This is a genomic window from Streptomyces sp. NBC_00659, assembly GCF_036226925.1.
GTDB lineage: Bacteria > Actinomycetota > Actinomycetes > Streptomycetales > Streptomycetaceae > Streptomyces.
In genome coordinates this window covers 5,927,322-5,953,390 of the sequence record NZ_CP109031.1, presented here as the reverse complement: position 1 = coordinate 5,953,390, position 26,069 = coordinate 5,927,322, and the positions used below count along the sequence as shown (strand labels likewise).

At 71.1% G+C, this 26,069-nt stretch carries 18 protein-coding genes and 1 pseudogene; 3 read left to right on the top strand and 16 right to left on the bottom strand.

Translation table 11 applies throughout. From position 1 onward, the window contains the following. The first annotated feature begins 58 nt into the window (after positions 1-58). Entirely contained in the window at positions 59-1,372 is a 1,314-nt protein-coding gene (locus OG410_RS26055; protein ID WP_329301366.1) for an MFS transporter, read from the top strand. A 205-nt stretch (positions 1,373-1,577) separates the two neighbouring features. Beyond that, complete coding sequence (locus OG410_RS26050) at positions 1,578-2,645, top strand: sigma-70 family RNA polymerase sigma factor (protein ID WP_329301365.1); 1,068 nt, start codon at positions 1,578-1,580, stop codon at positions 2,643-2,645. A gap of 39 nt (positions 2,646-2,684) precedes the next feature. Here the strand turns inward: OG410_RS26050 and OG410_RS26045 are convergent. Beyond that, a pseudogene (locus OG410_RS26045) lies at positions 2,685-2,924 on the bottom strand (STAS domain-containing protein); the annotation flags it as partial. A gap of 134 nt (positions 2,925-3,058) precedes the next feature. On the opposite strand from OG410_RS26045, the gene OG410_RS26040 reads away from it, so the two are divergent. Further along, positions 3,059-3,979, top strand: a complete 921-nt coding sequence (locus OG410_RS26040) for an AEC family transporter (protein WP_329301364.1) — start codon at positions 3,059-3,061, stop codon at positions 3,977-3,979. Between the two features lie 58 nt (positions 3,980-4,037). Here the strand turns inward: OG410_RS26040 and OG410_RS26035 are convergent, their stop codons facing one another. The 15 genes from OG410_RS26035 to pstC form a co-directional block, all read right to left on the bottom strand. After that, positions 4,038-5,321, bottom strand: coding sequence for a thymidine phosphorylase (locus tag OG410_RS26035; protein ID WP_329301363.1), 1,284 nt, complete (start codon positions 5,319-5,321; stop codon positions 4,038-4,040). A 65-nt stretch (positions 5,322-5,386) separates the two neighbouring features. Beyond that, complete coding sequence (locus tag OG410_RS26030; RefSeq protein WP_326785886.1) at positions 5,387-5,800, bottom strand: cytidine deaminase; 414 nt, start codon at positions 5,798-5,800, stop codon at positions 5,387-5,389. Beyond that, on the bottom strand, positions 5,797-7,062 hold the full coding sequence (locus OG410_RS26025) for an ABC transporter permease (protein ID WP_328448937.1): 1,266 nt from the start codon (positions 7,060-7,062) through the stop codon (positions 5,797-5,799). The genes OG410_RS26030 and OG410_RS26025 overlap by 4 nt, the downstream gene beginning before the upstream one ends. Further along, a complete protein-coding gene (locus tag OG410_RS26020; protein ID WP_329301362.1) occupies positions 7,059-8,183 on the bottom strand; it encodes an ABC transporter permease in 1,125 nt (374 codons plus the stop codon). Before OG410_RS26020 ends, OG410_RS26025 begins: the two co-directional genes overlap by 4 nt. Further along, on the bottom strand, positions 8,183-9,874 hold the full coding sequence (locus OG410_RS26015; RefSeq protein ID WP_329304249.1) for an ABC transporter ATP-binding protein: 1,692 nt from the start codon (positions 9,872-9,874) through the stop codon (positions 8,183-8,185). The genes OG410_RS26020 and OG410_RS26015 overlap by 1 nt, the downstream gene beginning before the upstream one ends. 243 nt (positions 9,875-10,117) lie before the next feature. Continuing rightward, on the bottom strand, positions 10,118-11,170 hold the full coding sequence (locus tag OG410_RS26010) for a BMP family lipoprotein (protein WP_329301361.1): 1,053 nt from the start codon (positions 11,168-11,170) through the stop codon (positions 10,118-10,120). Between the two features lie 332 nt (positions 11,171-11,502). Next, entirely contained in the window at positions 11,503-12,561 is a 1,059-nt protein-coding gene (locus OG410_RS26005; RefSeq protein WP_329301360.1) for a BMP family lipoprotein, read from the bottom strand. A 333-nt stretch (positions 12,562-12,894) separates the two neighbouring features. Beyond that, on the bottom strand, positions 12,895-14,142 hold the full coding sequence (locus OG410_RS26000; protein ID WP_329304248.1) for a M20 family metallopeptidase: 1,248 nt from the start codon (positions 14,140-14,142) through the stop codon (positions 12,895-12,897). 619 nt (positions 14,143-14,761) lie between these two features. Continuing rightward, on the bottom strand, positions 14,762-15,544 hold the full coding sequence (gene pstB, locus OG410_RS25995) for a phosphate ABC transporter ATP-binding protein PstB (RefSeq protein WP_329304247.1): 783 nt from the start codon (positions 15,542-15,544) through the stop codon (positions 14,762-14,764). 260 nt (positions 15,545-15,804) lie between these two features. Beyond that, positions 15,805-16,713 carry a sortase gene (locus OG410_RS25990; protein ID WP_329301359.1) on the bottom strand — a complete coding sequence of 303 codons (909 nt, stop codon included), beginning with the start codon at positions 16,711-16,713 and terminating at the stop codon, positions 15,805-15,807. 120 nt (positions 16,714-16,833) lie between these two features. Continuing rightward, positions 16,834-18,828: an Ig-like domain repeat protein gene (locus tag OG410_RS25985; protein WP_329301358.1), complete on the bottom strand. Its 1,995-nt coding sequence runs from the start codon at positions 18,826-18,828 to the stop codon at positions 16,834-16,836. Between the two features lie 137 nt (positions 18,829-18,965). Beyond that, positions 18,966-21,632, bottom strand: a complete 2,667-nt coding sequence (locus OG410_RS25980) for a hypothetical protein (protein ID WP_329301357.1) — start codon at positions 21,630-21,632, stop codon at positions 18,966-18,968. Positions 21,633-21,709: 77 nt separating this feature from the next. Next, positions 21,710-23,473 carry a phosphate ABC transporter substrate-binding protein PstS gene (locus OG410_RS25975; RefSeq protein WP_329301356.1) on the bottom strand — a complete coding sequence of 588 codons (1,764 nt, stop codon included), beginning with the start codon at positions 23,471-23,473 and terminating at the stop codon, positions 21,710-21,712. After that, positions 23,473-24,768 carry a phosphate ABC transporter permease PstA gene (pstA, locus tag OG410_RS25970; RefSeq protein ID WP_329301355.1) on the bottom strand — a complete coding sequence of 432 codons (1,296 nt, stop codon included), beginning with the start codon at positions 24,766-24,768 and terminating at the stop codon, positions 23,473-23,475. The genes OG410_RS25975 and pstA overlap by 1 nt, the downstream gene beginning before the upstream one ends. Position 24,769: 1 nt before the next feature. Beyond that, positions 24,770-25,924, bottom strand: coding sequence for a phosphate ABC transporter permease subunit PstC (gene pstC, locus OG410_RS25965; RefSeq protein ID WP_329301354.1), 1,155 nt, complete (start codon positions 25,922-25,924; stop codon positions 24,770-24,772). Between the last annotated feature and the right edge of the window lie 145 nt (positions 25,925-26,069).

The window sequence follows — 26,069 nt, the reverse complement described above, 5'->3', positions numbered from 1 at the left end:
CGATTATGGCGATTCCATGCATTGGACGGATGAAGGACGGGGTCCTTAGGTTCGAGCCATGCCTTCCGCCAGTACCGGGGCGCCCGTCACCGCGGGCGCCGCCGCCTCCGCTCCCGTCACCGTCTCCGCCTCCGTCCCCACCGCCACCGCGGATTCCCGCATGGCCCCCGGCGGTCCCGGCTACCGCCGGATGAGCTTCGCGCTCTTCCTCGCGGGCGTCGCGACCTTCGCGCTCCTCTACTCCACCCAGGCCCTGCTCCCGCTGGTCTCCTCGGACTTCGGGGTCAGCGCGAGCGAGGCGAGCTGGACGGTGTCGGCCGCGACGGGCGGGCTCGCGCTGTTCGTCCTGCCGATGAGCGCGCTGTCGGAGCGCTTCGGACGGCGTACGTTGATGACGGCGTCCCTGGCGGTGGCGGTCACCCTGGGCCTGCTGGTGCCCTTCGCGCCGTCGATCGGCGCGCTGGTGGTGCTGCGGGCGGTACAGGGCGCGGCGCTCGCGGGACTCCCGGCGTCGGCGACGGCGTACCTGGCGGAGGAGGTCCGTCCCAAGGCGCTGATCACCGCGATCGGCCTGTTCGTCGCGGGCAACAGCGTCGGCGGGATGAGCGGCCGGATCATCACCGGCTGGGTGGCCCAGGAATGGGGCTGGCGGGTGGCCGTCGGCACGATCGGACTGATCGCCGTGGGCTGCGCGGTGGCCTTCCGGATGCTGCTTCCGGCACCGCGGCACTTCGCGCGGGGTTCACTGCGGCCCCGGGTGCTGGCCCGCACGGTGCGCGACCACCTCGCGAACCCGCTGCTGTGCCGGCTGTACGCGATCGGCGCGCTGTTCATGATGGTGTTCGGCGGGGTCTACACGGTCATCGGCTACCGCCTCGCCGAGGCGCCGTTCTCACTCCCGCAGGGCATCGTCGGCTCGGTCTTCCTCGTCTATCTCGTCGGTACGGTGTCGGCGTCGACGGCGGGCCGTCTCGCCGGCCGCCTCGGCCGCCGCGGCTCCCTCTACGTGGCGGGCGCCACCACGACGGCCGGGCTGCTCCTGTCCCTGGCCGGTTCCCTGGCGCTGGTCCTGCTCGGCCTGGTCCTGATCACCGCGGGCTTCTTCGCGGGCCACGCGGTGGCGTCGTCGTCGGTGAGCCACACCGCGAAGACCGGCCGGGCGCAGGCCTCGGCCCTCTACCAGTCCGCGTACTACATCGGCTCCAGCGCCGGCAGCACGCTGGGCGCGGTCGCCTTCCACGCGGGGGGCTGGGCCGGCACGGTGGCCATGGGGCTGTTCGCGGTACTCGGAGTCGTCTCGATCACCCTGTTCGGCTCCCGCGCGGCCCGTACCGCCTCGCGCCGCGTGCCCGCGCCCGTGCCGGCCCGCTGAGGCCCTGTCCGGAACCCGCAGAGGCCTGCCCGGGACCCGCAAAGGCCCGCCCCGGACTGCCACCAGACCCGGACCACCCTCTGGAACACCCCCTGTGACCTGTGGTTTTCCCCGCTCCGCCAGCCATTGTCAGTGGGCTGCGGTAGCTTCCGAAGTGCCGGCGCGATGACGCGCGAATCAAAAAGGCCACAGGGGTGGATTGGCGATGAGCGAGGGTACGGCGACGACGGCGGACCTGGACGTCCGGCTGGAGAAACACCGCGTCGAGCTGACCGGGTACTGCTACCGCATGCTCGGCTCGTCCTTCGAGGCCGAGGACGCGGTGCAGGACACGATGGTCCGGGCCTGGCGCAGCTACGACAAGTTCGAGGGCCGCTCCTCGATGCGGTCCTGGCTGTACCGGATCGCGACCAACGTGTGTCTGGACATGCTCAACGCGGGCAACCGAAGGGCTCGTCCGATGGATCTCACGGCTCCCTCGCCGCTCGCCCGGGCCGCGCTCAGCCCCCGTCCGGACAACACCTGGCTGGAGCCGATGCCCGACGGCCGTGTGCTGCCGGCGAGCGACGACCCGGCGGAGGCCGCGGTCGCCAAGGAGTCCGTGCGCCTGGCCTTCATGGCGGCCCTCCAGCAGCTTCCGCCCAAGCAGCGGGCGGTGCTCATCCTGCGCGAGGTCCTCGCGTGGCGGGCGAGCGAGGTCGCCGAGCTGCTCGGGACCACGGTCGCCTCGGTCAACAGCGCCCTCCAGCGGGCCCGCGCCACCCTCGCGGAGAACGACGGGACGGGCGCGGACGCCGCGACCTCCGACCCGCTCGACGAGGAACAGCAGAAGCTCCTCGAACGCTACGTGGCGGCGTTCGAGGGGTACGACATGACGGCTCTGACGGCACTCCTGCACGAGGACGCGGTCATGACGATGCCGCCGTTCGACCTGTGGCTGCGGGGCCCGCAGGACATCACCGGCTTCATGACGACGCTGGGCGCCGCCTGCGCGGACTCGCGCCTGATCCCGGTGGAGGTCAACGGCCTGCCGGGCTTCGCGCAGTACAAGCCGGACGAGGAAGCGGGCGGCCACACGCCCTGGTCGGTGCAGGTGCTGGAGATCTCAAAGGGCCGCATCTCCGGGTTCCACTTCTTCCTCGACACAGCCCGCTGGTTCCCGCTCTTCGGACTCCCCCTCCATCTCGACGGGCCCGAAGCTCCCGGCGACCGCGGAGTCGGCGGGACAGGCGCCGTCGCAGGTCTCGAAGCGGAGGCCGACGAGGTCCAGTAGCGCGCGCAGTGCCGGGTCCGGGCCGGCGAGACGTATCCGGCCTCCCGCCCGGCGGGCCGCCAGTTCCATGCGGGCCAGTGCGTCGACGGCGGTGAGGCCGGGTGGCCCGAGGCCCGCGACATCGCAGACCACGACCCCGGCGCCGGTCGTCCCGAGGAGCGCCCGGACAGCCTCGCAGAGCCGGGGAACCTCGTCCCGGGTGACGAGTCCTGGCAGCACGAGCACGGCCGGTTTCGTGGAGTCCACGGTCAGTAGACCGCCCGGCGCCCGTGAACTCATCGCGGACGGCGCGGAAGATCACATTGACCCGCGCCGCCTCCGCCCTCTTGGGTTGGGTGCATGCCCCATGAATCGGTTCCGCCCGCAATACGCGACGGCCTGCCGGCCTGCTCCCCGCCCGCCGAGGGGGCTTCGTGCGAGGAGTGCTGACGGGCTTCGCGGTCATCGCCGTCGTCATCGGCGTCGGATACGTCATCGGGCGGCGGGGCCACCTCGGGGACAACGGACGGGAGGTGCTGACGAAGCTCGCCTTCCATGTGGCCTCGCCCGCGCTGCTGTTCACGACGCTCGCGGGGGCGGACCTGTCGGTCGTCTTCTCCAGCCGGCTCCTGGTCACGGCGATGAGCACGGCCGCAGCGGCCGGGGTGTTCGTCGCGGCGGGGGCCGTACGGCGCTGGGGCCTGGGCAGGACGACGATCGGCGCGCTCTGCTCCAGTTACGTCAACTCCGGCAACCTCGGTATCCCGATCGCCGTGTACGTGCTGGGTGACGCCTCGCTGGTGGCGCCCGTACTGCTGTTCCAGCAGATCATGGTCACGCCGATCGCCCTGACCGTTCTCGATCTGTCCGCGGCGGGCGAGAAGGGTCCCCTGTGGCGTCGGCTGCTCACACCGCTGCGCAATCCCATCGCGGTCGGTTCGCTGAGCGGGGTGGCGGTGTCGGCGGCGGGCCTGACCGTGCCGGGTCCGATCCTGGAACCGCTGCGGCTGATCGGCGGTATGTCGGTGCCCGCGGTGCTGCTGGCCTTCGGGATCTCGCTGTGCGGCAGCGCCCTGCCGGGCCGGGGCTCGGACCGGGGCCCGGTACTGCTGTCGGTCGCGCTGAAGGCGGTGGGCCAACCGCTGGCCGCCTGGGCGCTGGCCGTCGGCGTGTTCGGCCTGCGCGGCGCGCCGCTGCTCGACGTGGTGGTGACCTCGGCCCTGCCGGCCGCGCAGAACCTCTTCACGTACGCCTCGCGCTACCGGGTCGGCGAGTCCCTGGCCCGTGAGTCGATCCTGCTCTCGACGATCCTGGCCGTGCCGGTACTCGTAGTGATCGCGGCCCTGCTCGGCTGAGGGGTGAAAGCGGCGGGGACCGGCGCGACAGCACCGGTCCCCGCCCTGGACGTAACAATCAGGCGATACGGTCCAGCACGATCGGGGCGGCCTTGAAGTCGGTGCCCGCCGCGGCGATGTCGTACGAGCCCTCGACCCCCTGGAGCGCGTATGCGAAGCGGTCCGGGGTGTCCGTGTGGAGGGTCATCAGGGGCTGGCCCGCCGTGACGGTGTCGCCCGGCTTGGCGTGCAGCTCGACACCCGCGCCGGCCTGCACCGGGTCCTCCTTGCGGGCGCGTCCGGCGCCCAGACGCCAGGCGGCGATGCCGATGTCGTACGCGTCGAGGCGGGTCAGCACACCGGAGGCCGGGGCGGTCACGACGTGCTGCTCGCGGGCGACGGGCAGCGTGGCGTCCGGGTCGCCGCCCTGCGCGGCGATCATGCGGCGCCACACGTCCATGGCGGAGCCGTCGGCGAGCGCCTTCGCCGGGTCGGCGTCCTTGATCCCGGCCGCGTCGAGCATCTCGCGCGCCAGGGCGATGGTGAGCTCGACGACGTCGGCGGGGCCGCCGCCGGCGAGCACCTCGACGGACTCGCGGACCTCCAGGGCGTTGCCGGCGGTCAGGCCGAGCGGCGTCGACATGTCGGTGAGAAGCGCGACCGTCTTCACACCGTGGTCGGTGCCGAGGCCCACCATCGTGGAGGCCAGCTCGCGGGCGTCCTCGATGGTCTTCATGAAGGCGCCGGTGCCGACCTTCACGTCGAGGACCAGCGAGCCGGTGCCCTCGGCGATCTTCTTGGACATGATGGAGGAGGCGATGAGCGGGATCGCCTCGACCGTGCCGGTGACGTCGCGGAGCGCGTAGAGCTTCTTGTCCGCGGGGGCGAGTCCGTCGCCGGCCGCGCAGATGACCGCGCCCGTGGTGTCGAGGACGTGCAGCATCTCCTCGTTCGAGAGCAGCGCGCGCCAGCCCGGGATCGACTCGAGCTTGTCCAGGGTGCCGCCGGTGTGGCCGAGGCCGCGTCCGGAGAGCTGGGGCACCGCGGCACCGCAGGCGGCGACGAGCGGGGCCAGCGGAAGGGTGATCTTGTCGCCGACGCCGCCGGTGGAGTGCTTGTCGGCGGTCGGGCGGGACAGGGAGGAGAACTCCATGCGCTCGCCCGAGGAGATCATCGCGGCCGTCCAGCGGGCGATCTCACGGCGGTTCATGCCGTTGAGCAGGATCGCCATGTTGAGCGCGGCCATCTGGTAGTCGGCGACCTCGCCGCGGGTGTACGCGTCGATGACCCAGTCGATCTGCGCATCACTGAGTTCGGCACGGTCCCGCTTGGTGCGGATGACGGAGACGGCGTCCATGGCCATGGCGTTCCTTCCGAAAGATGAGCGGCCCCTCCCCGGCGTCAGCCGGTCGGAGGGGCCGCGGGGCATTACTTGGTGAGATGGCCCGGCCCGAAGGCCTGCGGCAGCATCTCGGACAGGGGCACGAGCCCGCCCGGTGTCTCCAGGATCAGTTCCTCGCCGCCGAACTCGAACAGAAGCTGCCGGCAGCGTCCGCACGGGACGAGGATCTCGCCCTGCCCGTCGACACACGTGAAGTGCGTCAGCCGGCCGCCTCCGGTGGCCCGCAGTTCGGAGACCAGACCGCACTCGGCGCACAGGCCGAGGCCGTAGGAGGCGTTCTCGACGTTGCAGCCGGAGACGATCCGGCCGTCGTCGACGCGGGCGGCGGCGCCGACGGGGAAGTCCGAGTAGGGGGCGTACGCACGGGTCATCGCCGTACGGGCCACCTCCCGCAGCTCCTCCCAGTCGACGTCCGCGGAGTCCGCGCCGGCGGCCGTCACTTCCCCTGTCCCTTCCGGTACGGCAGACCGTCCGCCTTCGGCATGCGCAGGCGCTGCGCCGACAGGGAGAGGACGAGAAGGGTGATCACGTACGGGGTGGCGGAGACGATCTGGCTGGGCACCTCGTTGGTCGTGGCGTACCAGAGGAACACGAGGACGCCGATGACCAGGGTGATGACGGCGGACACGTACTTCTTCTTGACCGCGAGCCAGATCGCGCCGATGGCGAGCAGGATGGCACCGAGCAGCAGCAGGGCGTGGACGTTCTCGGAGCCGCCACGCAGGTTGAGGCTGTCGGTGTAACCGAACAGGACCGCGCCCAGGGCGAGCCCGCCGGGCATCCAGTTGCCGAAGATCATCGCCGCGAGACCAATGTAGCCGCGGCCGGCTGTCTGGCCCTCCAGGTAGAAGGGGTTGGCGACGATGGAGAGGAAGACTCCGCCGAGGCCGGCCAGACCGCCGGAGATGATCACGGCGATGTACTTGTACTTGTAGACGTTCACGCCGAGCGACTCGGAGGCGACCGGGTTCTCGCCGCAGGACCGCAGGCGCAGGCCGAACGGGGTGCGCCACAGGATCCACCAGGTGGCGGGGATCAGCGCGACGGCGATCAGGGTCAGCCAGGAGACGTCGGTGACCAGACCGCCGAGCAGACCCGCGATGTCCGAGACGAAGAACCAGCCCTTGGAGTTCAGGGTGGCGAGCCAGTCGGAGAGCCCCGGCACGGTGAACTGGCCGAGGGACTCGACCGGTGGGGACTGCTTGGCCGAGCCGCCCGGGACGCCCACGAAGGCGAGCGGGGAGAGGTAGCGGGTGACGCCGAGCGCCAGGATGTTGATGGCCACACCGGAGACGATGTGGTTGACGTTGAAGCTGACCGTCATGATCGCGTGCAGCAGACCGCCGACGGCGCCGCCGATGACGCCGACCAGGATGCCGGTCCACGGGCCCCACTGGTAACCGGCCCAGGCGCCGAACCAGGTGCCGAGGATCATCATGCCTTCGAGGCCGATGTTGACGACGCCGGCGCGCTCGGCCCACAGACCGCCGAGACCGGCCAGGCCGATCGGGACGGCCAGTTCGAGCGCGGTCGACATCTGGCTGACGTTGGTGATGCCGTCCGCGCCGGTGATGATGCGGACGATCGAGGTCAGCGCCAGGCCGCCCGCGATCACCAGCAGGAGGACGGGGAGCGACATCCGGCGGCTCTTGGGAGCCCCGGGCTGCAGCGTGGGCTGGTTGACGTCGGTTGCGGTGGTCATCGGCCCGCCACCTCCTTCTTGGTGTTGTCGGTTCCGCCGAGGACGTTGCCCGCGGCGAGTTCGGCGCCGACACGGCGCTGCTGGCGGCGCAGACCCCACTCGCGCACGGCCTCGTACGAGACCACGACCGCGATCACGATCAGGCCCTGCATGATGACCGCGATCTCCTTGTCGTACCCGTGGAAGTCGAGTTCGGGCGAGGACTTGTCGAGCCAGGCCCACAGCAGGGACGCGAAGGCGATGCCGACGGGGCTGTTGCGGCCGAGCAGCGCGATACCGATACCGAGGAAGCCGATGCCGGTCGGGAAGTTCAGGCTGTACGTGTGGGTGTCGCCGAGGAGGATCGGCAGACCCGCGAGACCGGCGATGCCGCCGGAGAGCAGCATCGCGGTGAGCACCATGCGCTTGGGGTCGACACCACTGGCCGCGGCGGCGGACTCGGAGGCGCCGGAGGCGCGCAGGTCGAAGCCGAAGCGGGTGCGGTTGAGGACGATCCAGTAGCCGATGCCGAGGACCACGGCGAGGACGACCAGACCGTAGATCTCGCCCGCGTCGCCCATGCTGAAGCCGGGGATCCAGCCGGACTTGTGCATCTCGCCGGTGGTGTTGTTGTTGCCGAGCTTGACGCCGAAGACGTCGGGCAGCCACAGGTAGGCGATGACGGAGGTCGCGATCGCGTTGAGCATGATCGTCGCGACGACCTCGCTGACCCCGCGGGTGACCTTGAGGACACCGGCGATACCCGCCCAGAACGCGCCGGTGCAGATGGCGGTCACCATCAGCAGCGGGACCTGGAGCACGGCAGGCAGCGCGACGTGCGCGCCGACGACCGCGGCCATCATGGCGGCGAGCTGGTACTGACCGTCGACACCGATGTTGAACAGGTTCATCCGGAAGCCGATGGCCACCGCCAGCGCCGCGATGTAGTACAGCGAGGCCTGGTTGATGATCAGGACCTGGATGTCGGAGTACGTCGCCTGCTGGAACATGATCGTGTACGGCTCGATCGGGTTCTTGCCCGAGGCGAGCAGCACGATCGAGGTCAGCGCCACGGCGACGACGAGCGCGATGACCGGTCCGGCCACCCCGAGGAGCACGCGCTCCTTGTCGAACTTCTTCATCAGCGGGCCTCGTCTTCCGGGGCGTCCGCCGGGTTCTCGGCGGGCTCTTCGAGCTCGGCCGCTTCGGCGAGCTCCTCGTTCTCCAGGTGTCCGGAAGCGGCACCGGTCATGGCCGAGCCGAGTTCCTCCGGGGTGATGGTGGCCGGGTCCGCGTCCGCGACCAGCTTGCCGTTGTAGATCACCCGGAGCGTGTCGGACAGGCCGATGAGCTCGTCCAGGTCCGCGGAGATCAGCAGGACGGCGAGTCCTTCACGGCGCGCCGCGCGGATCTGGTCCCAGATCTGCGCCTGCGCGCCGACGTCCACACCACGGGTGGGGTGGGCGGCGATCAGGAACTTCGGCTTGTGGCTCATCTCGCGGCCGACGATCAGCTTCTGCTGGTTGCCGCCGGACAGGGAGGCCGCGGTGACGTCGATGCCGGGGGTGCGCACGTCGTATTCCTCGACGATGCGGCGGGTGTCCTGCTGGGCGCCCTTGATGTCGATCCAGATGCCCTTGGCGTTGGGCGTCTCGGTGACATGGCCGAGGATGCGGTTCTCCCAGAGGGGGGCTTCCAGGAGGAGGCCGTGGCGGTGGCGGTCCTCGGGGATGTAGCCGATGCCGTTCTCGCGGCGCTTGCGCGTGGACAGCCCGGTGATGTCCTCGCCCGCGAAGCGGATGACACCGGAGTCGGCGGCCTTCAGGCCGATCAGCGCGTCGATGAGCTCGGTCTGGCCGTTGCCCTCGACACCCGCGATGCCCATCACCTCACCGGCGTGGATGGTGAAGGAGACGTGGTTGAGCACGAGCCGTACTTCGCCGCGTTCCACCTGGTCCATGAGCAGGGCCGCCGAGCCCTTGCCCATCGACACCGTGCCCTTGGCGAAGACCGTCAGGTCCTCGACCTCGATCACGGCCCGGTCGGTGACCGTCGACTCGGAGGTCTCCGGCGTCGGCAGTTCGCTGCCGACCATCAGCTCGGCGAGCTGACGCGGGGTCGTCTCGGACGGAACGGCGGTGCCGACCGTCGTACCGCGCCGGATGACCGTGATGTCGTCGGCGACGGAGAGGACCTCGCCCAGCTTGTGCGAGATGAAGATGACCGACAGGCCCTCGGCCTTGAGTTCGCGCAGGTTGTCGAAGAGCGCGTCGACCTCCTGCGGCACGAGGACGGCGGTGGGCTCGTCCAGGATCAGGATGCGGGCACCGCGGTAGAGGACCTTGAGGATCTCCACGCGCTGGCGGTCGGCGACACCGAGCTCCTCGACGAGGACGTCGGGGCGGGCTCCGAGGCCGTAGCGCTCGGAGAGCTCCACGATCTTGCGGCGGGCCTTGGCGCCGATCCCGTACAGCTTCTCGCTGCCGAGGACGACGTTCTCCAGGACGGTGAGGTTGTCGGCCAGCATGAAGTGCTGGTGGACCATGCCGATGCCGCGGGCGATGGCCTCGCCCGGCGACGAGAAGGTGACCTGTTCGCCGTCGACGGCGATGGTGCCCTCGTCCGGCTTCTGCATGCCGTAGAGAATCTTCATCAGCGTCGACTTGCCGGCGCCGTTCTCGCCGACAAGGGCGTGCACGGTGCCCTTGCGGACGCTGAGGTGGATGTCGTGGTTGGCCACGACGCCAGGGAATCGCTTCGTGATCCCGGCGAGTTCGACAGCGGTCGCCTGACCGTTGACCGCGCCGGCCGGAGGGCTGCTGGACGCGTTGATGGCGCACTCTCCTGAGGGAAAGGGGGTCGTCTACGCGCGTAGCGCCCCTACGGCAACGAAAGGGGCCACGTTTCGCGAGAACGGGATACGGGGAGCAACACTCCTCGTATCCCGTTGAGCGGACGTAACCCCGCGGTTACCAAGCGGCTCCGGGGCAGAACAGACGCCTCTTCGTGCCGGCCGGCACGAAGACTTGCCCGAACTTCCCCGGGACCGCATTGGCTGCTCCTGAGGTACTGCTCGTCAGCTGGTCTTGACCTTGATCGCACCGCTGATGATCTTCTCCTGGGCGGCCTTGACGGCGTCCTGGATCGCGGTGTTGCTCTTGTAGGCCGGGTTGGAGTCGGCCAGGCCGACCTCACCGGACTTCAGATCGCCCCGAACGATACCGCTCTCGGGCTTGCCGTCCTCGACAGACTTCGCCAGGGAGTAGACCGCCTTGGCGACGTCCTTGGTCGCGGAGGTCAGGATCGCGTCCTTGTACTGGGCCAGCGCTGCCTGCATGTACTGGTCGGAGTCGACACCGATCGCCAGCACCTTCTTGGCGGAGGCGGCCTCGATGACACCCTGACCGGACAGACCGGCCGCGGCGTAGACGACGTCGGCCTTCTTCTCGATCTGGCCCTCGGCAGCGGCCTTGCCCTTGTCCGGGCTGGAGAAACCACCCTCCTGGGCGGTCTGCGTCAGGTACTGCGAGAGGACCTTGACGCCGGGCTTGGTGTCCTTGACACCCTGCTCGAAGCCCGCCTGGAACTTGTGGATCAGCGGAACGTCCACGCCGCCCACGAAGCCGACGGTGTTGGTCTTGGTGGCCTTGGCGGCGGTGACGCCGGCGAGGTAGGAGGCCTCCTGCTCGGAGAAGACCAGGTCCGCGACGTTCGCCGCCTCGACGGAGGAGTCGTCGACGATGCCGAAGGTGGTCTTCGGGAACTTCGCCGCGGCGGCCTTGACGGCCGGGCCGTAGGCGTAGCCGATGCCGATGACCGGGTTGTAGCCCTGCTTGGCCAGGGAGACCAGACGCTGGGTCTTGTCCGCGTCCGTCTCACCGTCGGTGGGCTCGACGTCGGCGGTGTCGTACTTGAACTCGCCCTTCGCCTTCTTCAGACCCTCGAACGCGGCGTCGTTGAAGGACTGGTCGCCCTTGCCGCCGACGTCGTACGCGATGGCGAGGCCCTTGTTGCCGCCCTTGGAGTCCGAGGAGTCCGAGGAGGTCGAGGTGCCGCCGCAGGCGGACAGAGCGAGGGCGAGAGAGGCGGTCGCAGTGCCTGCGAGCGCGATGCGGGTAACCCGGCGCATTACATGTGCTCCTGTCGTTCAGCGCCTGACGGTTCAGCTTCGGCGCTGGCTTCGCCGCAGATTAACGCGCGTAGACCAACTAGAAAACCCCTTCTGTCCACCTTGTTATCCGGCTGTGCTCGACGCCACGTGCCCACGGGCCCGGGACACGCCGATCACGGAGGAAAAGTGGCGGATGGTGACCTCGCGAGCGGCCTGGGAACGGACAGCGGAACGGGCGGGCACCTGGGGTGCCCGCCCGTTCCGCTGTACTTCGATCGTGTCGGCCCGCTTGAGCGGGGAGAGGCGGTCCGGAGGCGGGCAGGGCCCGCCGCGGTCAGCCGCTCACACGACTACGAGGTCTTGACCTTGATGCTGCCGTCGATGATGGCCGCCTTGGCCTTGTCCACGGCGGCGGTGAGGCCGGCGATCTCCGCCATCTTCGGGTTGCTGTCGGCGAGGCCGACACCGTTGACCTTGAGGTCGAAGGTCTGCGTGCCGTTCAGCGGCGTGCCGTCGTGAACCGACTTGGACAGCGTGTAGACCGCGCCGCCGACGTCCTTGAGCGCGGAGGTCAGGATCTTGTCCTTGTACGCCGCCAGCGCCTCCTGCTTGTACTGGTCGGAGTCGACGCCGATCGCCCACACGCCCGCCTTGGAGGCGGCCTCGATGACACCCTGACCGGAGAGGCCGGCCGCGGCGTACAGGACGTCCGCGCCCTTCTCGATCTGGCCCTCGGCGGCGGCCTTGCCCTTGTCGGGGCTGGAGAAGCCACCCTCGGCGGCGGTCTGCGTCAGGTACTGCGAGAGGACCTTCACGCCGGGCTTGGTGTCCTTGACGCCCTGCGTGTAGCCGGCCTCGAACTTGTGGATCAGCGGAACGTCCACACCGCCGATGAAGCCGACGGTGTTGCTCTTGGTGGCCTTGGCGGCGGCGACACCGGCGAGGTACGAGGACTCCTGCTCGGCGAAGACCAGGGAGGCCACGTTCTTGCCCTCGACGACCGAGTCCACGATGCCGAAGGTGGTCTTCGGGAACTTCACGGCCGCCTTCTCCAGCGCGGGGCCGTAGGCGAAGCCGATGCCGATGACCGGGTTGTAGCCCTGCTTGGCGAGCGACTCCAGACGCTGCTGCTTGTCGGCGTCCGTCTCGTTGTCGGTGGGCTCGACGTCGGCCGTCTGGTAGCCGAACTCCTTCTTCGCCTTCTCCAGGCCGGAGAACGCGGCGTCGTTGAAGGACTGGTCACCCTTGCCGCCGACGTCGTACGCGATGGCGAGGCCCTTGTCCCCGCCGCTCTCGCTGCTGTTGCTGCTGCTGTTGCTGTCGCTGCTGGTCCCGCCGCAGGCGGTGGCGGCGAGTGCGAGCGACGCGACCCCCACCGCGATTCGGGTCAGGTTGGCTATCCGACGCATCTGAAGTTCCCCATTCTCCAAAGCCCCGCAGTGGGTGCTGAGTTCGGCGCACATTAACGCGCGTAGACCGTCCAGGGAACGGGGTTCCGCCTGGCCGTTATCCATTCGTGCCGGTGGCCTGTTACGTCCTTGTGAACCACGCGGCCGAAAGCCGTGTTCGGGGACGCAGTGCCCACCACGTCTACCGCAGGGCGATTCCGCAGGACGGACCCCCTGTGACGGAGCGGATGGTCCCCGCATCACGGAGTTGTCGAAGAACTGCGGCCCACGCTACTGCCGGGGGGCGGGGGACGCGACTGGAGTCACCCAGCCGTGTCCCGCCGCCCTTACGCCCTAAGGGAGGGCTGGTCCAGCGCCCTGAGGGAGGGGCTGATCCAGGAGGGCGGCGGCGGTGAACATCTCGACGCCGACCGTGATCGCGTGCTCGTCGGCGTCGAAGTCGCCCCGGTGCAGATCGCGGGTGGTCCGGTCGCCGGGACGTCGCACGCCGAGCCGGGCCATCGCGCCGGGCACGTGCTCCAGGTACCAGGAGAAGTCCTCGCCGCCGAGGCTCTGCTCGGTGTCCTCGATGGAGTGCGCGCCGCGCCGGGCGGCCATGGCCTCGCGGAGCAGTTCGGTGACGGCCGGGTCGTTGACGACCGGCGGGACGCCCCGGATGTAGTTGATCTCGGACTTGGCGCGGTAGAGGTTCGCGATCTCGTCGATGGCCGCGTGGACGAGGTCGGGGGCGGCCCGCCAGGCGTCGAGGTCCAGGCAGCGGATCGTGCCGGACAGTTCGGCGTGCTGGGGGATCACGTTGCAGGCGTGCCCCGACTCGATGCGTCCCCAGGTCACCGCGAGCCCGCTGCGGGCGTCCACGCGCCGGGCGACGAGCGCCGGCACGTCGGTCACGACCCGCGCGGCGGCGGTGACGAGGTCGGTGGTGAGGTGGGGGCGCGCGGTGTGGCCGCCCGCGCCGTCGAGTGCGACTTCGAGCCGGTCGCACGCTGAGGTGATGGCGCCGTGGCGCAGTCCGATGCGCCCCGCGTCGACCTTCGGGTCGCAGTGCACGCCGACGATCCGCCCGACGCCTTCGAGCACGCCCGACTCGATCGCGTCCGGGGCGCCGCCGGGCAGTACCTCCTCCGCGGGCTGGAAGATCAGCCGGACACGCCGGGGCAGCAGGCCCTGGGCGTGCAGGTCGGCGAGGACGAGACCGGCGCCGAGCACGACCGTCGTGTGGATGTCGTGGCCGCAGGCGTGGGCGCGGTCGGGCACGGTCGAGCGGTACGCGCAGTCACTCTTCGTGTCCGGGATGGGCAGCGCGTCGATGTCGGCGCGCAGCGCCAGCATGGGGCGTACGTCGTCCGCGTCCCCGATGTCACAGATGAGTCCCGTGCCGATGGAGAGAACCCGCGGCTTCAGGCCCGCCTGCTCCAGGCGCGCCTTGATCGCCGCGGTGGTGCGGAACTCCTGGTTGCCGAGCTCCGGGTGCATGTGCAAGTCGCGACGGAACGCGACGAGTTCGGCGCGCAGTGCCTCGGGCAGCGCGCCCGGGAGCAGCGGCTCCCCGGGGAGATCGGCCTCGGACTCTCGGGACATCAGTTGGTTCACCCTTTGAAGGGTAGGACGATCGGGCGGCCAACTAACCCACGATCAACAAAAGTTCAGCCCGTTAGGGGAAGAAAATCTGGCCGCGTGGCGCATGGTCGGCTACGAGGATGGGTAAACTCGCCCGGCTCTTCGGGCGTTTGGATCTTGAACGGGTGCGGGTGACCGGCCGTGATCCGACTCGGCGGGCGGCGTCCGCCGATGTGCACCGGAGAAGGCCCGGGGTTCCCGGGCTCGGTCTCCTTCATGGTCTCCACGGTCTCACACCGAGGCGCCCGGATCCCGGCGAGGACACCCGTCTCCAGCCATTTTCGAGTCACGTTCCGTCAAGAAGGGACCGCCGTGTCGGCGCCGGTGCCGGGCGGACGCCACCGACCCGGGCCGAGCGGGACCGTTCGCGCTCCCGGCACGGGCGGGTGCGGGAGCCGCGCCGGCCCGCCCGGGTGCCGGACCCGTGCCGGCCCGCCCGGGTGGCGGGCCCGCTCCGGCGCGCGCGTGGGGCGGCGCGGGCGCACCGGCGCAGGCGGACCCGCGCGGGCTCGGTCGGGGTGGGCGGCCCCGGTACGGGCGGGGTCGGTGCGGACGGGCCCGATGCGGACGGGCGGGCGGCTCAGCCGAAGCGGCCTGCCACGTAGTCCGCGGTGCGCTGGTCCTTCGGGGTGCCGAAGATGTCGGTGGTGGGACCGTGCTCGACGATGCCGCCCGGGGTGCCCTGTTCGGCGAGGAAGAAGGCGCACTGCTGCGAGACGCGGGCCGCCTGCTGCATGTTGTGGGTGACGATCACGACGGTCACCTCGCCGGCGAGTTCGTGGATGGTCTCCTCGACGCGCCGGGTGGACGTCGGGTCGAGCGCCGAGCACGGCTCGTCCATCAGCAGGACCCGGGGCCGTACGGCGAGAGCGCGGGCGATGCACAGGCGCTGCTGCTGGCCGCCGGAGAGCGCGCCGCCGGGCTGCCGCAGCCGGTCCCGGACCTCCTTCCACAGGCCGGCCCGGGCCAGGCTCTCCTCGACCAGCTCGTCCTTCTCCCGGCGGCCCGCGCGGGTGCCGGTCAGACGCAGGCCCGCGACCACGTTGTCGTAGATCGACATGGCCGGGAACGGGTTCGGCTTCTGGAAGACCATGCCGATCCGGCGCCGGGCCTCGGTCAGCCGGCGCTCGGGGGCGTAGATGTCCTCGCCCTCGAAGAGCACCTCGCCGGCCATCGCGGCGGAGGGGATCAGTTCGTGCATCCGGTTGAGGGTGCGCAGGAAGGTCGACTTGCCGCAGCCGGAGGGGCCGATCAGGGCGGTGACCTGCCCGGCGGGCATCGTGAGGGACACGCGCTCCAGCACCAGGTGGCTGCCGAACCAGGCCGACACCTCGCGCGCGTCGAGTTCGGCGGGGGCGGCCACGGGCCGGGCCGGGAACGTCCTGTCCGACGGGACGGGCGGCAGCGCGACGGTGTCGGCCACGGCGGTCCCCGGGGCGATCACGGCGGTCGCGCCGGCCGGCGCACGGCCGGTCCCGGCGATGGCGGCCGGCACACTGCCGGTCGGGGCGGTCTCGGTCGCGGCGCTGTCACGCGCGGCGGTCGCATCGGTCACGTCGGGCACCTCATGGCGGGATCGGGTCGGGCTCGGCTGGGTCACGGGGGTGGGGCCGGTCGGCGGGGTCACATCAGGTTCGGCAGCAGTTCGGTGGCGCGGGTCGCGACCTGGAGGCCGAGAACGGCGACGACCGGTGCGAACACGATCCAGGTCTGGTGGCGGCCCCAGCGGTGCCAGGCCCACACCGCGGCGACCGCCACGGCGATCAGCGCCTGGAGCCACATCACCAGCGGCCACGGCACTCCGCCGGGCCTGGCCAGCGGCTGTTCGGACTCGGGAAGCGTGCCGGAGCGGATGACCGCGGCGGGGGTCTGCGCGGGTGCGGAGACCAGCTCGGCGTCGACGCGCAGCACTCCGCCGGGCATGAAGTCCGGCCCGGTGGCCGTGAGGAGGACCATGCGGCCCTTGCCCGCGTCGAGCGGGGCGGGCGCCGGGTCACCGGCGCGCCGGACACCGAAGACCTGGTACTTCGCCTTGCCCTGGCCGGTGGTCACGCTGAACGTGTCGCCGGCGGCGAGTTCGTCGAGGTGCTCGAAGGGACCGCCGTACGCGGCGGCGCGGCCCATCAGCACGCTGGTGCCGGCCTGCCCCGGCATCGGGGTGTCCCTGCGGTGGCCGGGGCCGTCGGTCATGACGCCGGAGTCGGTTCCCTCCAGGACCACCTGACGCACGTGCAGGGCGGGGATGTCGACGATCGCGACCGGGGTGCCGGGGGCGAGCAGGTCGCCCTGCTGGTCGGTCTGGGCCACCGGGGCGGTGCCCAGGGCCAGTTGGGCGCGCAGGGAGTCGTACGCGGTGTGCTGCGCCGCTCGTTCCTGGAGACCGCTGACGAACAGGAGCTGCGCGGTGAGGCCGAGCAGCAGAGCCGCGAGGGTGAGCAGGCCGCCGCGGGCGAGATGCCGGACGGCGGTGACGCTCCGGACGACCGGCCGCGGCGCGGGTGTTGCGAGCGTGGTCTGTACGGCGACCGTCACGGCTGCACGTCTCCTTCACTCAACTCATGGACGGGTGGGGCGGGAAGGGGTCCCGCCGGGGAGCGCCGCGCTGGGCGCCCCCCGGCGGGGTACTGCCGGTGGTGCTCGACAAGCCCTGTATCAGGTGGACTTGATCTTGAAGTTGGCGCCGTTCTTCGAGTTCACGGTGGTGGAACCCACGTACCAGGCGTGCAGGGTGTGCGTGCCGCGGGACAGCTTCGGCAGCTTGACGGTCACCTTGCCGCCGCTCAGGGTGCCGGTGGCGATGACGCGCGAGCCCTCGTAGATGCGGACCGTGCCGGTCGGCGTGGTGCCGGTCGCGGTGACCTTGACGGTGACCTTGGCCTGCGAGAGGTGGCTGATCGAGGCCGGCGCCGTGGTGGTGACGGCCGGGGTCGCCTTCGAGACGGTCAGCGAGACGGTCCCGTTGGACGTCAGCAGCTTGCTGTTGCCCGCGTACGACACCGTGAGGCTGTGCTTGGCGACCTTGAGGTGGCTGGAGAGGCTGACGGAGACCTTGCCGGTGCTGTCCAGGGTGCCCGTGCCGAGGGTGGTGGTGCCCTCCTTCACGGTGACCGTGCCGGTCGGGACGACACCGTGCGTGTCGGTGACCGTGACGGCGACCTTCGGGGTCTTGCCGTACGCGGTCGTCGCGGTGGTCGCCTTCAGGGCGGTCGTGTACTTGATGTCGCCGGTCCAGGTACCGACGGCACCGAGGCCGTTGAGGTTGGCGGCGGCGACCTCGGCCGTGTAGTGGCCGAGGGCCAGACCGCTGAAGGTGTACGTCAGGGTGCCGGCCGGGAGGTCCTTGACGGCCACGACGGCTCCGTCCGAACCGGTCAGCGTCACGCGGTAGTCGGTGACCGGGAGGCCGGTGGCGGACGGGGCGGTCCAGTTGAGCCTGACGCTGCCGTCGCCGCGGGTGCCGCTCAGGGCCGGCGCGGCCGGGGTCGAGGCGTCGACGCCGGACTCCTCCAGGCCGCCCAGCTTGGCGTGCTTGGCCGGGTTGACCGAGCCGTTGTAGGACTCGTTCACGAAGCCGAACTTGGCGATGACGCCCTCGGCGGCGTCGGAGGCGAGGGCCGCCTCGTGGGTGCCGCTGGTGACGAAGACGTCGTAGAGGTCCTTGTCGAAGAAGATGCCGGTCGGGTCGATCGCCCGGGTCGGGACGACGTTGTAGACGTCGCGGCCGAAGGTGGCGTTCTCGTAGTAGGCGCCGACCGGGGCGAGCTTGCCGTTCACGGTGGCGACCGGGGTGGTGGCTCCCTCGTCACCGGGCAGCTGCACGGCGGCCAGGTGGGCGCCGGCGGCGGCCGCGGTGGTGCTGAAGTCCGGGGAGACGCCGTTGTTCTGGGCGATCCAGCTGCCCACCGAGAACGGGACGAGCGTGCCGTCCGCGTCGAGGGCGCCGTTGGCCTGGTTCTCCTGGACGACAGCGACGTTCGGGGAGAGCGTGGCGTCGGTGAGGCCGATGGCGCCGAGGAAGAACTTGCGGGTGCCGGAGCCGCTCTGCGGGATCTTCGGGTGCACGGTCTGGCCGTTCACCTCGGTCAGCGTGCCCGAGTAGATGTCGTGGAGCTGGTCGACGGTCAGCGTGTTCAGGCCCGGGCCGTGGACCGCGACGCCGACCGCGTCACGCGCGAACGGGATGTAGGTGAAGGCGGTGCCGGAGGTGCTCGGGCCGCTGGAGGAGCGGGCGAAGTCGACCTGGCCCTTGATGGAGACGCCCGAGCTGTCGGGGAACTTGTCGCCGGTCAGCGACATGCTGAGGGCGAGGCGGCCCTTGCCGGAGCCGTTGGGGCGCTGGAAGGTCGGGCCGCCCGTGCGGGTCTGGATGCTCGAGGTGGTGGAGCCGGTGCCGGGCTCGATCGCGTCGTAGGAGGCGACGCCCGCACCGCTCACCGCCTTCACGGCGGTGTCGGCGTAGGCCTTGCCGTTGACCGTGTCACCGGCAAGGGCGTTGAGCACGTCCTGGGTGGTGTCCGAGCCCACGCCGACCAGCTTGCGGAAGGTGCCGGCGGGGGTGGGGTCGGCGGACGCCGGGCTCGCCAGAGCCAGCGTGCCGGACACCACGGCGGCGGCGACCATGGCCGCCGAAAGGCGCATCGTGCGCATTGAGAGTCTCCAGAGGGTGTGCGACGTGACGTCGGGAGGATCTGGCAGGGTGGTACGGGCCGTCCGCCCCGACTGCCTTTCGGGGCGGGCGGCCGTCTGTGGGGAGCGCGGGCCCGGCGGGCCCGCGCTCCGCGAGCTCAGCTCCGGCCGGAGGGCAGCCGCTTGCGCAGCCACTCGGGCAGGGTGAACGCGGGGATGGTCACTCCACGGCCGCCGGGCAGCGGGACGCGCAGCGGAAGCCGCAGCCTGCCGCCGCCGGCGAACGGCGCGCCGATGCCGGCGGCGGCGCCGAGCGCGGCACCGACCGGGACGGCATACCGCAGGGAGTTGGCCGGGTCGTCGGGCGTGGTGCCCAGCGCGGTGGTCTGTACGGCCTTGCCGCCGTCGTAGGACGCCGCGGCGCTCGGCTTCGTGCTCGCGCCGGCGCTCGGCGTGGCGCCGCTGCCGCCGCCTGCGGCGCTTCCGCCGTCGCCGCCCGTGGAGCCTCCGGTGCCGGTGCCGCCCGTTCCGCCGTCGGAGCCGGCGGAGTCGCTGCCGCCCGTGGTGCCGCCGTTCGAACCGCCGGAGGAGTCCGAGCCGCCCGAGGGCGTCGAGCTGGGGGCGGTGTAGTGGACGAGGGCGTCGGCGGCCTCGGTCGCCTTGGTGCGCAGGGCTGCCGGGAGCGGGGCGTAGCCGGCCGGGAGCAGGCCCGGGTCGGCGCCGCTGGTCTGTCCGTCACCCGCGGCGTACCGCAGCAGGGCCGCGTAGTCCTTGCGGGCGGCCGTGTCGATCCCGGCGGGGCGGACGGCCGCGTAGACGAGCTGGGCGAGCGGGTAGGCGCCCTCCGCGGAGGCCGTGGCCGGGGTGATCTCGGGGGCTCCGGTGCCGGTGGCGCCGTCGGACGCCGCGGTCAGGGATGCCGCGGCGGGGCCCACGAACTTGCCGGCGGTGTTGCGCAGCCGGGCGGTCTGGAGGCCGTAGCGCGCGGCGGAGGCCGCGTCGGTGACCGTGATCACGAACCGGGAGCCGACGGTCTGGGGTCCCGGGCTCTTGAACGCGGGCGGGTTGGCGAGCGCGTCCCAGCTGGACTTCCAGAGGGTGTCCGCGCGCCGCGTGTGCAGGGCGCCGGAGTGCATGTCCTCCACGTAGGGGTGGAAGTCGGTCATGCACTGCTTGATCGTGGCGTCGGTGCCCGGCGGGATCGCGCACCAGGGGTCGCTCTTGGGGTAGTCGTCGGAGCTCGCGGGGTCGAAGGCGATGCCGGTCGGGTTCCGGGACGCGGTGGTGCTGTAGTACGGGTTGACCTGGGTGCCCCAGTCGTCGGCGTCACCGGCCAGGAAGCCGCGGGCGTCCTTGTCGGCGAGGATCCACTGCCACAGCGCGCGGGCGGAGTCGCTGTGCCCGAGCGAGGTGATCAGGTCGGTGTCGGTGGACGGGGTCTCGGAGACCGACAGGTCCGCGAACTCGGGGTTGAGGGAGATGAACTCGGGGTCGCTCGCCAGGCCGGCGGGGTTGGTCCTCGCCCAGCCGTAGCCGGTGGCCGTGTTGTCGCCGAGCACCGCTCCCCAGGGCGAGTTGCGGTACGACTCGGTGAGCAGCTTGGCGACCAGCCGCGGGGTGAGGTCGACGGACTCGACCTTGGTGCCCGCGAGTCTGCGGACGGAGTCCGGCGCGCCCGCCTTGGGTCTGCGTTCGACGGTGAAGCCGATGACCGTTCCGGAGAGCGCGACGGGCGCGTACACGGTCGGGTCCGAGGGCGCTGTGGTCCCCGTGTCGGCTCCGAGGGCGCGGGTGGTGAAGGCGAGTCCGGAGGAGCCGTCGTCGGTGAGGCGGGCGCGGGTGTCCGGCTCGCCCAGCTCGGTGTAGCCGTACACCGTGCCGGTCGGGCACAGGGCCGCCTGCCAGCTGGTCATGGCGTCGGCGGCGAGCTCGCTGCCGGTGGTGGCGCGTTCCTTCGCGCCGAGCGCGCAGTTGCTGCCGACCGAGTTGAACCCGAGCGGGATCGCGACGCGGTTCTGCCAGTTGGTGGAGGAGACCGGGGAGCCGGCGTTGACCTGGCTGTGGTCGGCGTACGGCTCGCCGTCCAGGTCGAGGTGGCCCTGCGGGACGATGACCAGCCAGCAGGAGCGGGGCTTGGTGCCACCGTTGGCGGTGACCGGCAGACCGCAGCCCAGGTGCGGGGCCTCGTTGGCGGTCTGGACCTCGAAGTACTCCTTGCCGGTGCCGTCGGCGCCGGTGCGGGCGAAGTCGACCTCGTTGGTGGTGTTGCGGTTGAAGAAGGCGTTGTTCTGGGTGCCGGAGGTGATCACCGTGCCGTCGACGGACTTGAAGGGCACCTCGCCCGGGGCGTTGGGGTTGGCCGCCCCGTACCGGTTGTCCTGGCCGTAGTTGGCGGGGTCGGCGCTGTAGAAGACCTTGCGGGTGTCGTCGTAGTCGTTGCCCGGCCAGCTGCCCCGGTCGGTGGTCGGGGAGGCGCCGTACTGGCACTGGGTGCGCGCGGGGCCGGGGTTGGACGGCACCGTGCCGTCGTCGTCGCCCCAGCACTGCATGATCTGCACGAAGTCGGTGTTGAACGACGTGCCCGCGAAGGTGGTCGGGGTGCCGCCGGACCAGGAGACCGTGATCGCCTGACTGGTCAGGTGGGTGGTCTGGTCGACGGTGAACCTCAGGTCCTCGAACTCGCCGCGGCCGGAGACCGTGACGGCCGAGGAGGTGGCGTCCGCGCTGCCCGCGGCGGACGCGGGGGCCGCCGTCTGGGCCACGCCGAGGCCGGCGAGGGCTCCCACGGCGGCTCCGGCGACGACGCGCAGGAGCAGCCGTCGCACGCGGAGCAGTGCTCTCCCGCGTGTCCGCGGGCTCGTGGCCACGGGTCTTGGGGTGCGGGGTCCCGTGCTGCGGGAGCTCATCGCTTCTGCCCCTCTCCGGCGTCCTTGCCCGCGCCGCGCCCGGCGATCGCCCGGGACACCACGGAGGGCAGCAGGACGAGCCCGAGGACCAGGAAGGCCGCGATCAGCATCAGCGTCTGGGTGCCGGTCCAGCCCTGGCTGCCGGCCACGGAGACCGGCTGGGCGAGCGCGATGGTGTCGTTCAGCGCGCCGGTGCCGCCGTTGCCGCCGCCCGAGGAGCCGGTCCCCGAGCCGCCGCCGGTGCCGGGCGACAGGGTCTGTCCGGTGTCCGGGTCGACGACCGGTTCGGCGCTGCCGCCGGTACCGCCCGTCGCGGCTGTGCCGCCGCTTCCCGAACTTCCTCCGGTGGTGCCGCCGCCGGTCGAACCACCGCTGGTGGAACCGCCCGAGGCGGAGCCGCCGCTCGTGCCGCCCGTGGAGCCCGAACCGCCGGTGCTGCCGCCCGCCTTGGCGCCGCCGCTGCCGGTGGTGCAGGCCGGGGCGCCCTTCTTGTCACAGGCGGCCGGGTAGGGAGCGGTGTCGGCGAGCTTGTTGTGCCCGTCGTTGGAGAAGGTCGGGTTGTTGCAGCCCTTGAGGTTGATGCTCCGGGCCTGCACGCCCGGGATGCGGCGGATCTGGTCGAAGCCCGCCTTCACCAGGTTGATCGGCAGGGGCGAGTAGCCGAGCGAGGGGGCCTGCTGCTGGCCCTGGCACATGAAGTAGTACGAGAACGCGCCGAGCGTCTTGCCCTTGGCCTTGGTGAAGGTGCCCTGCACCTTCAGGGGCAGGATCATGTACGAGTAGCTGGACAGCGGGTAGTTGCGCCGGTCGGAGTCGTTGTAGACACCGTCGAGCTTCTGGGTGAGGTAGTCCGCGGAGCTCCTGTCGGTGTTGATCTTCGCCTTGAGCAGCGAGACCGCGACGTTCTGCGGGGTCGGCTCGGTGTAGTAGCCCGCGTGGTTGAGGACCTTGGCGACCGGATAGTGCGCGTTCAGGGCGTACGAGTAGTTGACGTACCCGATCGCGCCCTCGCCGTAGTTCTGGGCGACGTAGCCCGCGACACCGAGGTCGCCGGACTGGGCGATCATGCCGGGGACGGTCGGGTAGTACGAGGTCTGCCCGCAGGCTCCGGAGCGGCCGACCTTGCGGCAGTAGGACTGCCACAGCGACTTGTGCTGGTTGGCCATCCACATCGTGAACTGGGCGGTGGAGCCCGAGCCGTCGGAGCGTACGACGGGGACGATGGTGCGGTGCGGGAGCTGGAGCCCCGGGTTGTCGGCCTTGATGACCGGGTCGTCCCAGGTCTTGATGACGCCGGTGAAGATCTTGGTGACCACGTCGCCGGACAGCCGCAGGTTGGTGACCCGCTTGCCGTTGACGGTCAGGTGGTACATGAAGACGGTGCCGCCGGCCACGATCGGCATGTAGGCGTACGAGCCGGACGCGGGCCGTTCGGCGGCCGAGCCGTCGGTCGGGTGGGTCTGGAACGGGATGTCCGAGACCGCGAAGTCGACGGTGCCGCTGAGGAACTGACGGCGGCCGTCGGAGGAACCGGTGCCGGCGTAGCTGATCCGCATGCCGTACTGGTTGACGGCACGACGCCATTCGTCGACGGCGTTCTCGGCCCAGGTGGAGCCGGCGCCGGATATCGGCGTGTAGCTGTCGGCGGCGGCCGGGGCCGCCAGCGGACCGGCCAGCAGCGCGGCGATCACGCCGAGCAGCGCGCCGAGCGTCCCGAGTGCCCGAAGGCGCCCGAGGGCGGAGTGGAGGTGGCTGCGCATCAGTCGGTCTCTCCGGTGGCGGGGGCGGACAGGGCGGTTTCCGTGGGGTGCGATCCCCCGGGGCTCTCGAACAGGGACAGGCCGGGCGCGTGCAGGTCCTCGAAGCGCCGTACGTCCTGCCGTGAGGCCCGGGCGGTACGGCGGGCCTGGCGCTTGGTCTGGTGACCGGGGCCGCGCCCGCCGATCACCCGGGCGATGACGAACAGCACCAGGACGAGGGCCATCAGGACGGCGGCGGCGCCGAACCCGCGGGCGATCATCGTGGGCTCGGGCGACTTGACGAAGTTGAAGACCGCGAGCGGCAGCGAGACCATCGGCCCGCTGGTCGGGTCCGCGTTGAGCGCGGCCGTGAAGCCGGCGGTGAGCAGGACGGGCGAGGTCTCGCCGATTCCGCGGGCGGTGCCGAGGATGACGGCGGTGGCCAGACCCGAGCGGGCGGTGGGCAGTACGACGTGCCACACCGTGCGCCAGCGCGGCGCGCCGAGCGCCTCCGCGGCCTCGGTGAGGTTGCCGGGCACCAGGCGCAGCACCACGTCGGAGGCCCGGATGACGATCGGCAGCATCATCACGCTGATCGCGAAGCCTGCCGCGAGGCCCGACTTCTGCATGCCGAGGCCGAGGATCCAGGTGGCGTACACCATCAGACCGGCGACGATCGAGGGCAGCGCGGTCATCGCCTCGACGATCGTCCGGACGAACCGGGAGAACCGGCCCGGGATCTGGTTCAGGTACACGGCGCAGGCGAGGCCCAGCGGCACGGTGATCGCGAGGGCGATGGCGATCATGGTGAGGGTGCCGAGCATCGCGTGGGCGATGCCGCCGTGGGTGAGCGGGTCGAGCGGGCCCGAGGCCTGCATGTCCTCGGTGAAGAAGTTGCCGTGCGGCAGGGCGTCCTTGCCGCGCCAGCCGGTGAAGCCGACGACCATGAACAGGCCGGAGAACAGCAGCGAGGCCGCCGTCCACAGCACGACCGTCATGACCCGGTCGCGTACGGCCTGGCCGTCCTCCTCGAGGCCGGTCAGCACCGCGTAGATCGCCAGGAAGACGAGGTAGGCGGTGACGGTGAAGCCCAGGACGCCCGAGAACGGGGCGAGCTGGCCGAACAGCAGGACGGTGGCGCAGAGCGCGGAGGCGGCGGCACCGCACAGGGCCAGCACCCCGGAGCGGCTGACGCCGCCGATGCGGCGCGGCCGGGGGGGCTCCGGCGCGTGCGGCGCCTGCTCCACCTCGATGTCCGCGGGCACGGGCGCGGTGTCACGCACGCCGGACAGGGACGTTTCTTCGATGACGGTCATCTCATGCCTCGCTCTGCGCGCCGGAGCGGCTGCGGGCCACCACGGAGGAGGCGGTGAAGTTGACCGCCAGGGTGAGCAGGAACAGCGCCAGGCCCGCCGCCATCAGCGCCGACATACCGAACGTCGAGGCGTCGCCGTAGTGCAGGGCGATCAGCGAGGAGACCGAGTTCGAGCCGGTCTGCAGGACGTGGAGCTGGATGGTGAAGACCGGCGAGATGATCATGTACACCGCGATCGTCTCGCCGAGCGCCCGGCCGAGCCCCAGCATCGTGCCGCCGATGATGCCGCCCTTGCCGTACGGCAGGACGACCGCGCGGATCATTCCCCAGCGGGTGGCGCCGAGCGCGTAGGCGCCCTCGCGTTCGCCGGCCGGGGCCTGCGAGAAGACCTCGCGCATCACCGAGCACTGGATCGGCGCGACCATCAGGGCGACGACGATCCCTGCGATGAAGGTGGAAGCCGTGTAGACGCTCTCCGACGCGAGCGGTTCGCCGGGCTGGGCACCGTCCACCTGGAACAGGGGGATCCAGCCGAACCAGGTGGAGAGCCAGCGCGACAGGCCGATCACGTGCTGCTGGAAGAAGAACAGCCCCCACAGCCCGTACACCACCGAGGGGACGGCCGCCATCAGGTCGACCATCGACACCAGAGTGCGGCGCAGTCCGGGCGGGGCCACGTCGGTGATGAACAGGGCGGTTCCGACGGCGAGCGGCACGGAGATCGACACCGCGACCAGGGCGATCAGGATGGTGCCGGTCATGACGGCCGCGATGCCGAAGTTGTGGACGTCCGGCTGCCATGCGGCGGTGGTGAGGAAGGCGAAGCCCCGGGCCCGCAGCGCCTGACCGGCCCGCAGGAGGAGGAAGAGTCCGACCCCCGCCATGACGGCCAGGACGGCGATGCCGGTGGCGGTGAGCTGGTACCGGAAGACGCGGTCACCGAGGCCGCGGGCCGCGTTGAGCCGCCGGGGGGTGAGCTCCTCGAGCTCCGTCCGGCCGGAGACGGCACCGCCGGTCTCCGGTCCCCCGGAGACCGAAGTACCGGACTCCGGTATGCCGGATACCGGCTCTCCCGGTTCCGGTGTTCCGGATCCCGGTCTGTCGGACTCCGGTCTGTCGGACTCCTCTTGCGCGGACGCCACGTGCTGTCCCCCCATTCCGGAAACGGAATCCCCGCGCGGCCCACGATCGGTACCGCGCGCTGCGATTCAATGGCCGGATCGTGTCCCCCCAACGCGTGAACTATGGAGAACTGGTGAACAGCGCGCGGCTGTTCAGTGCGCTCATCGTGGAGGATGCGCC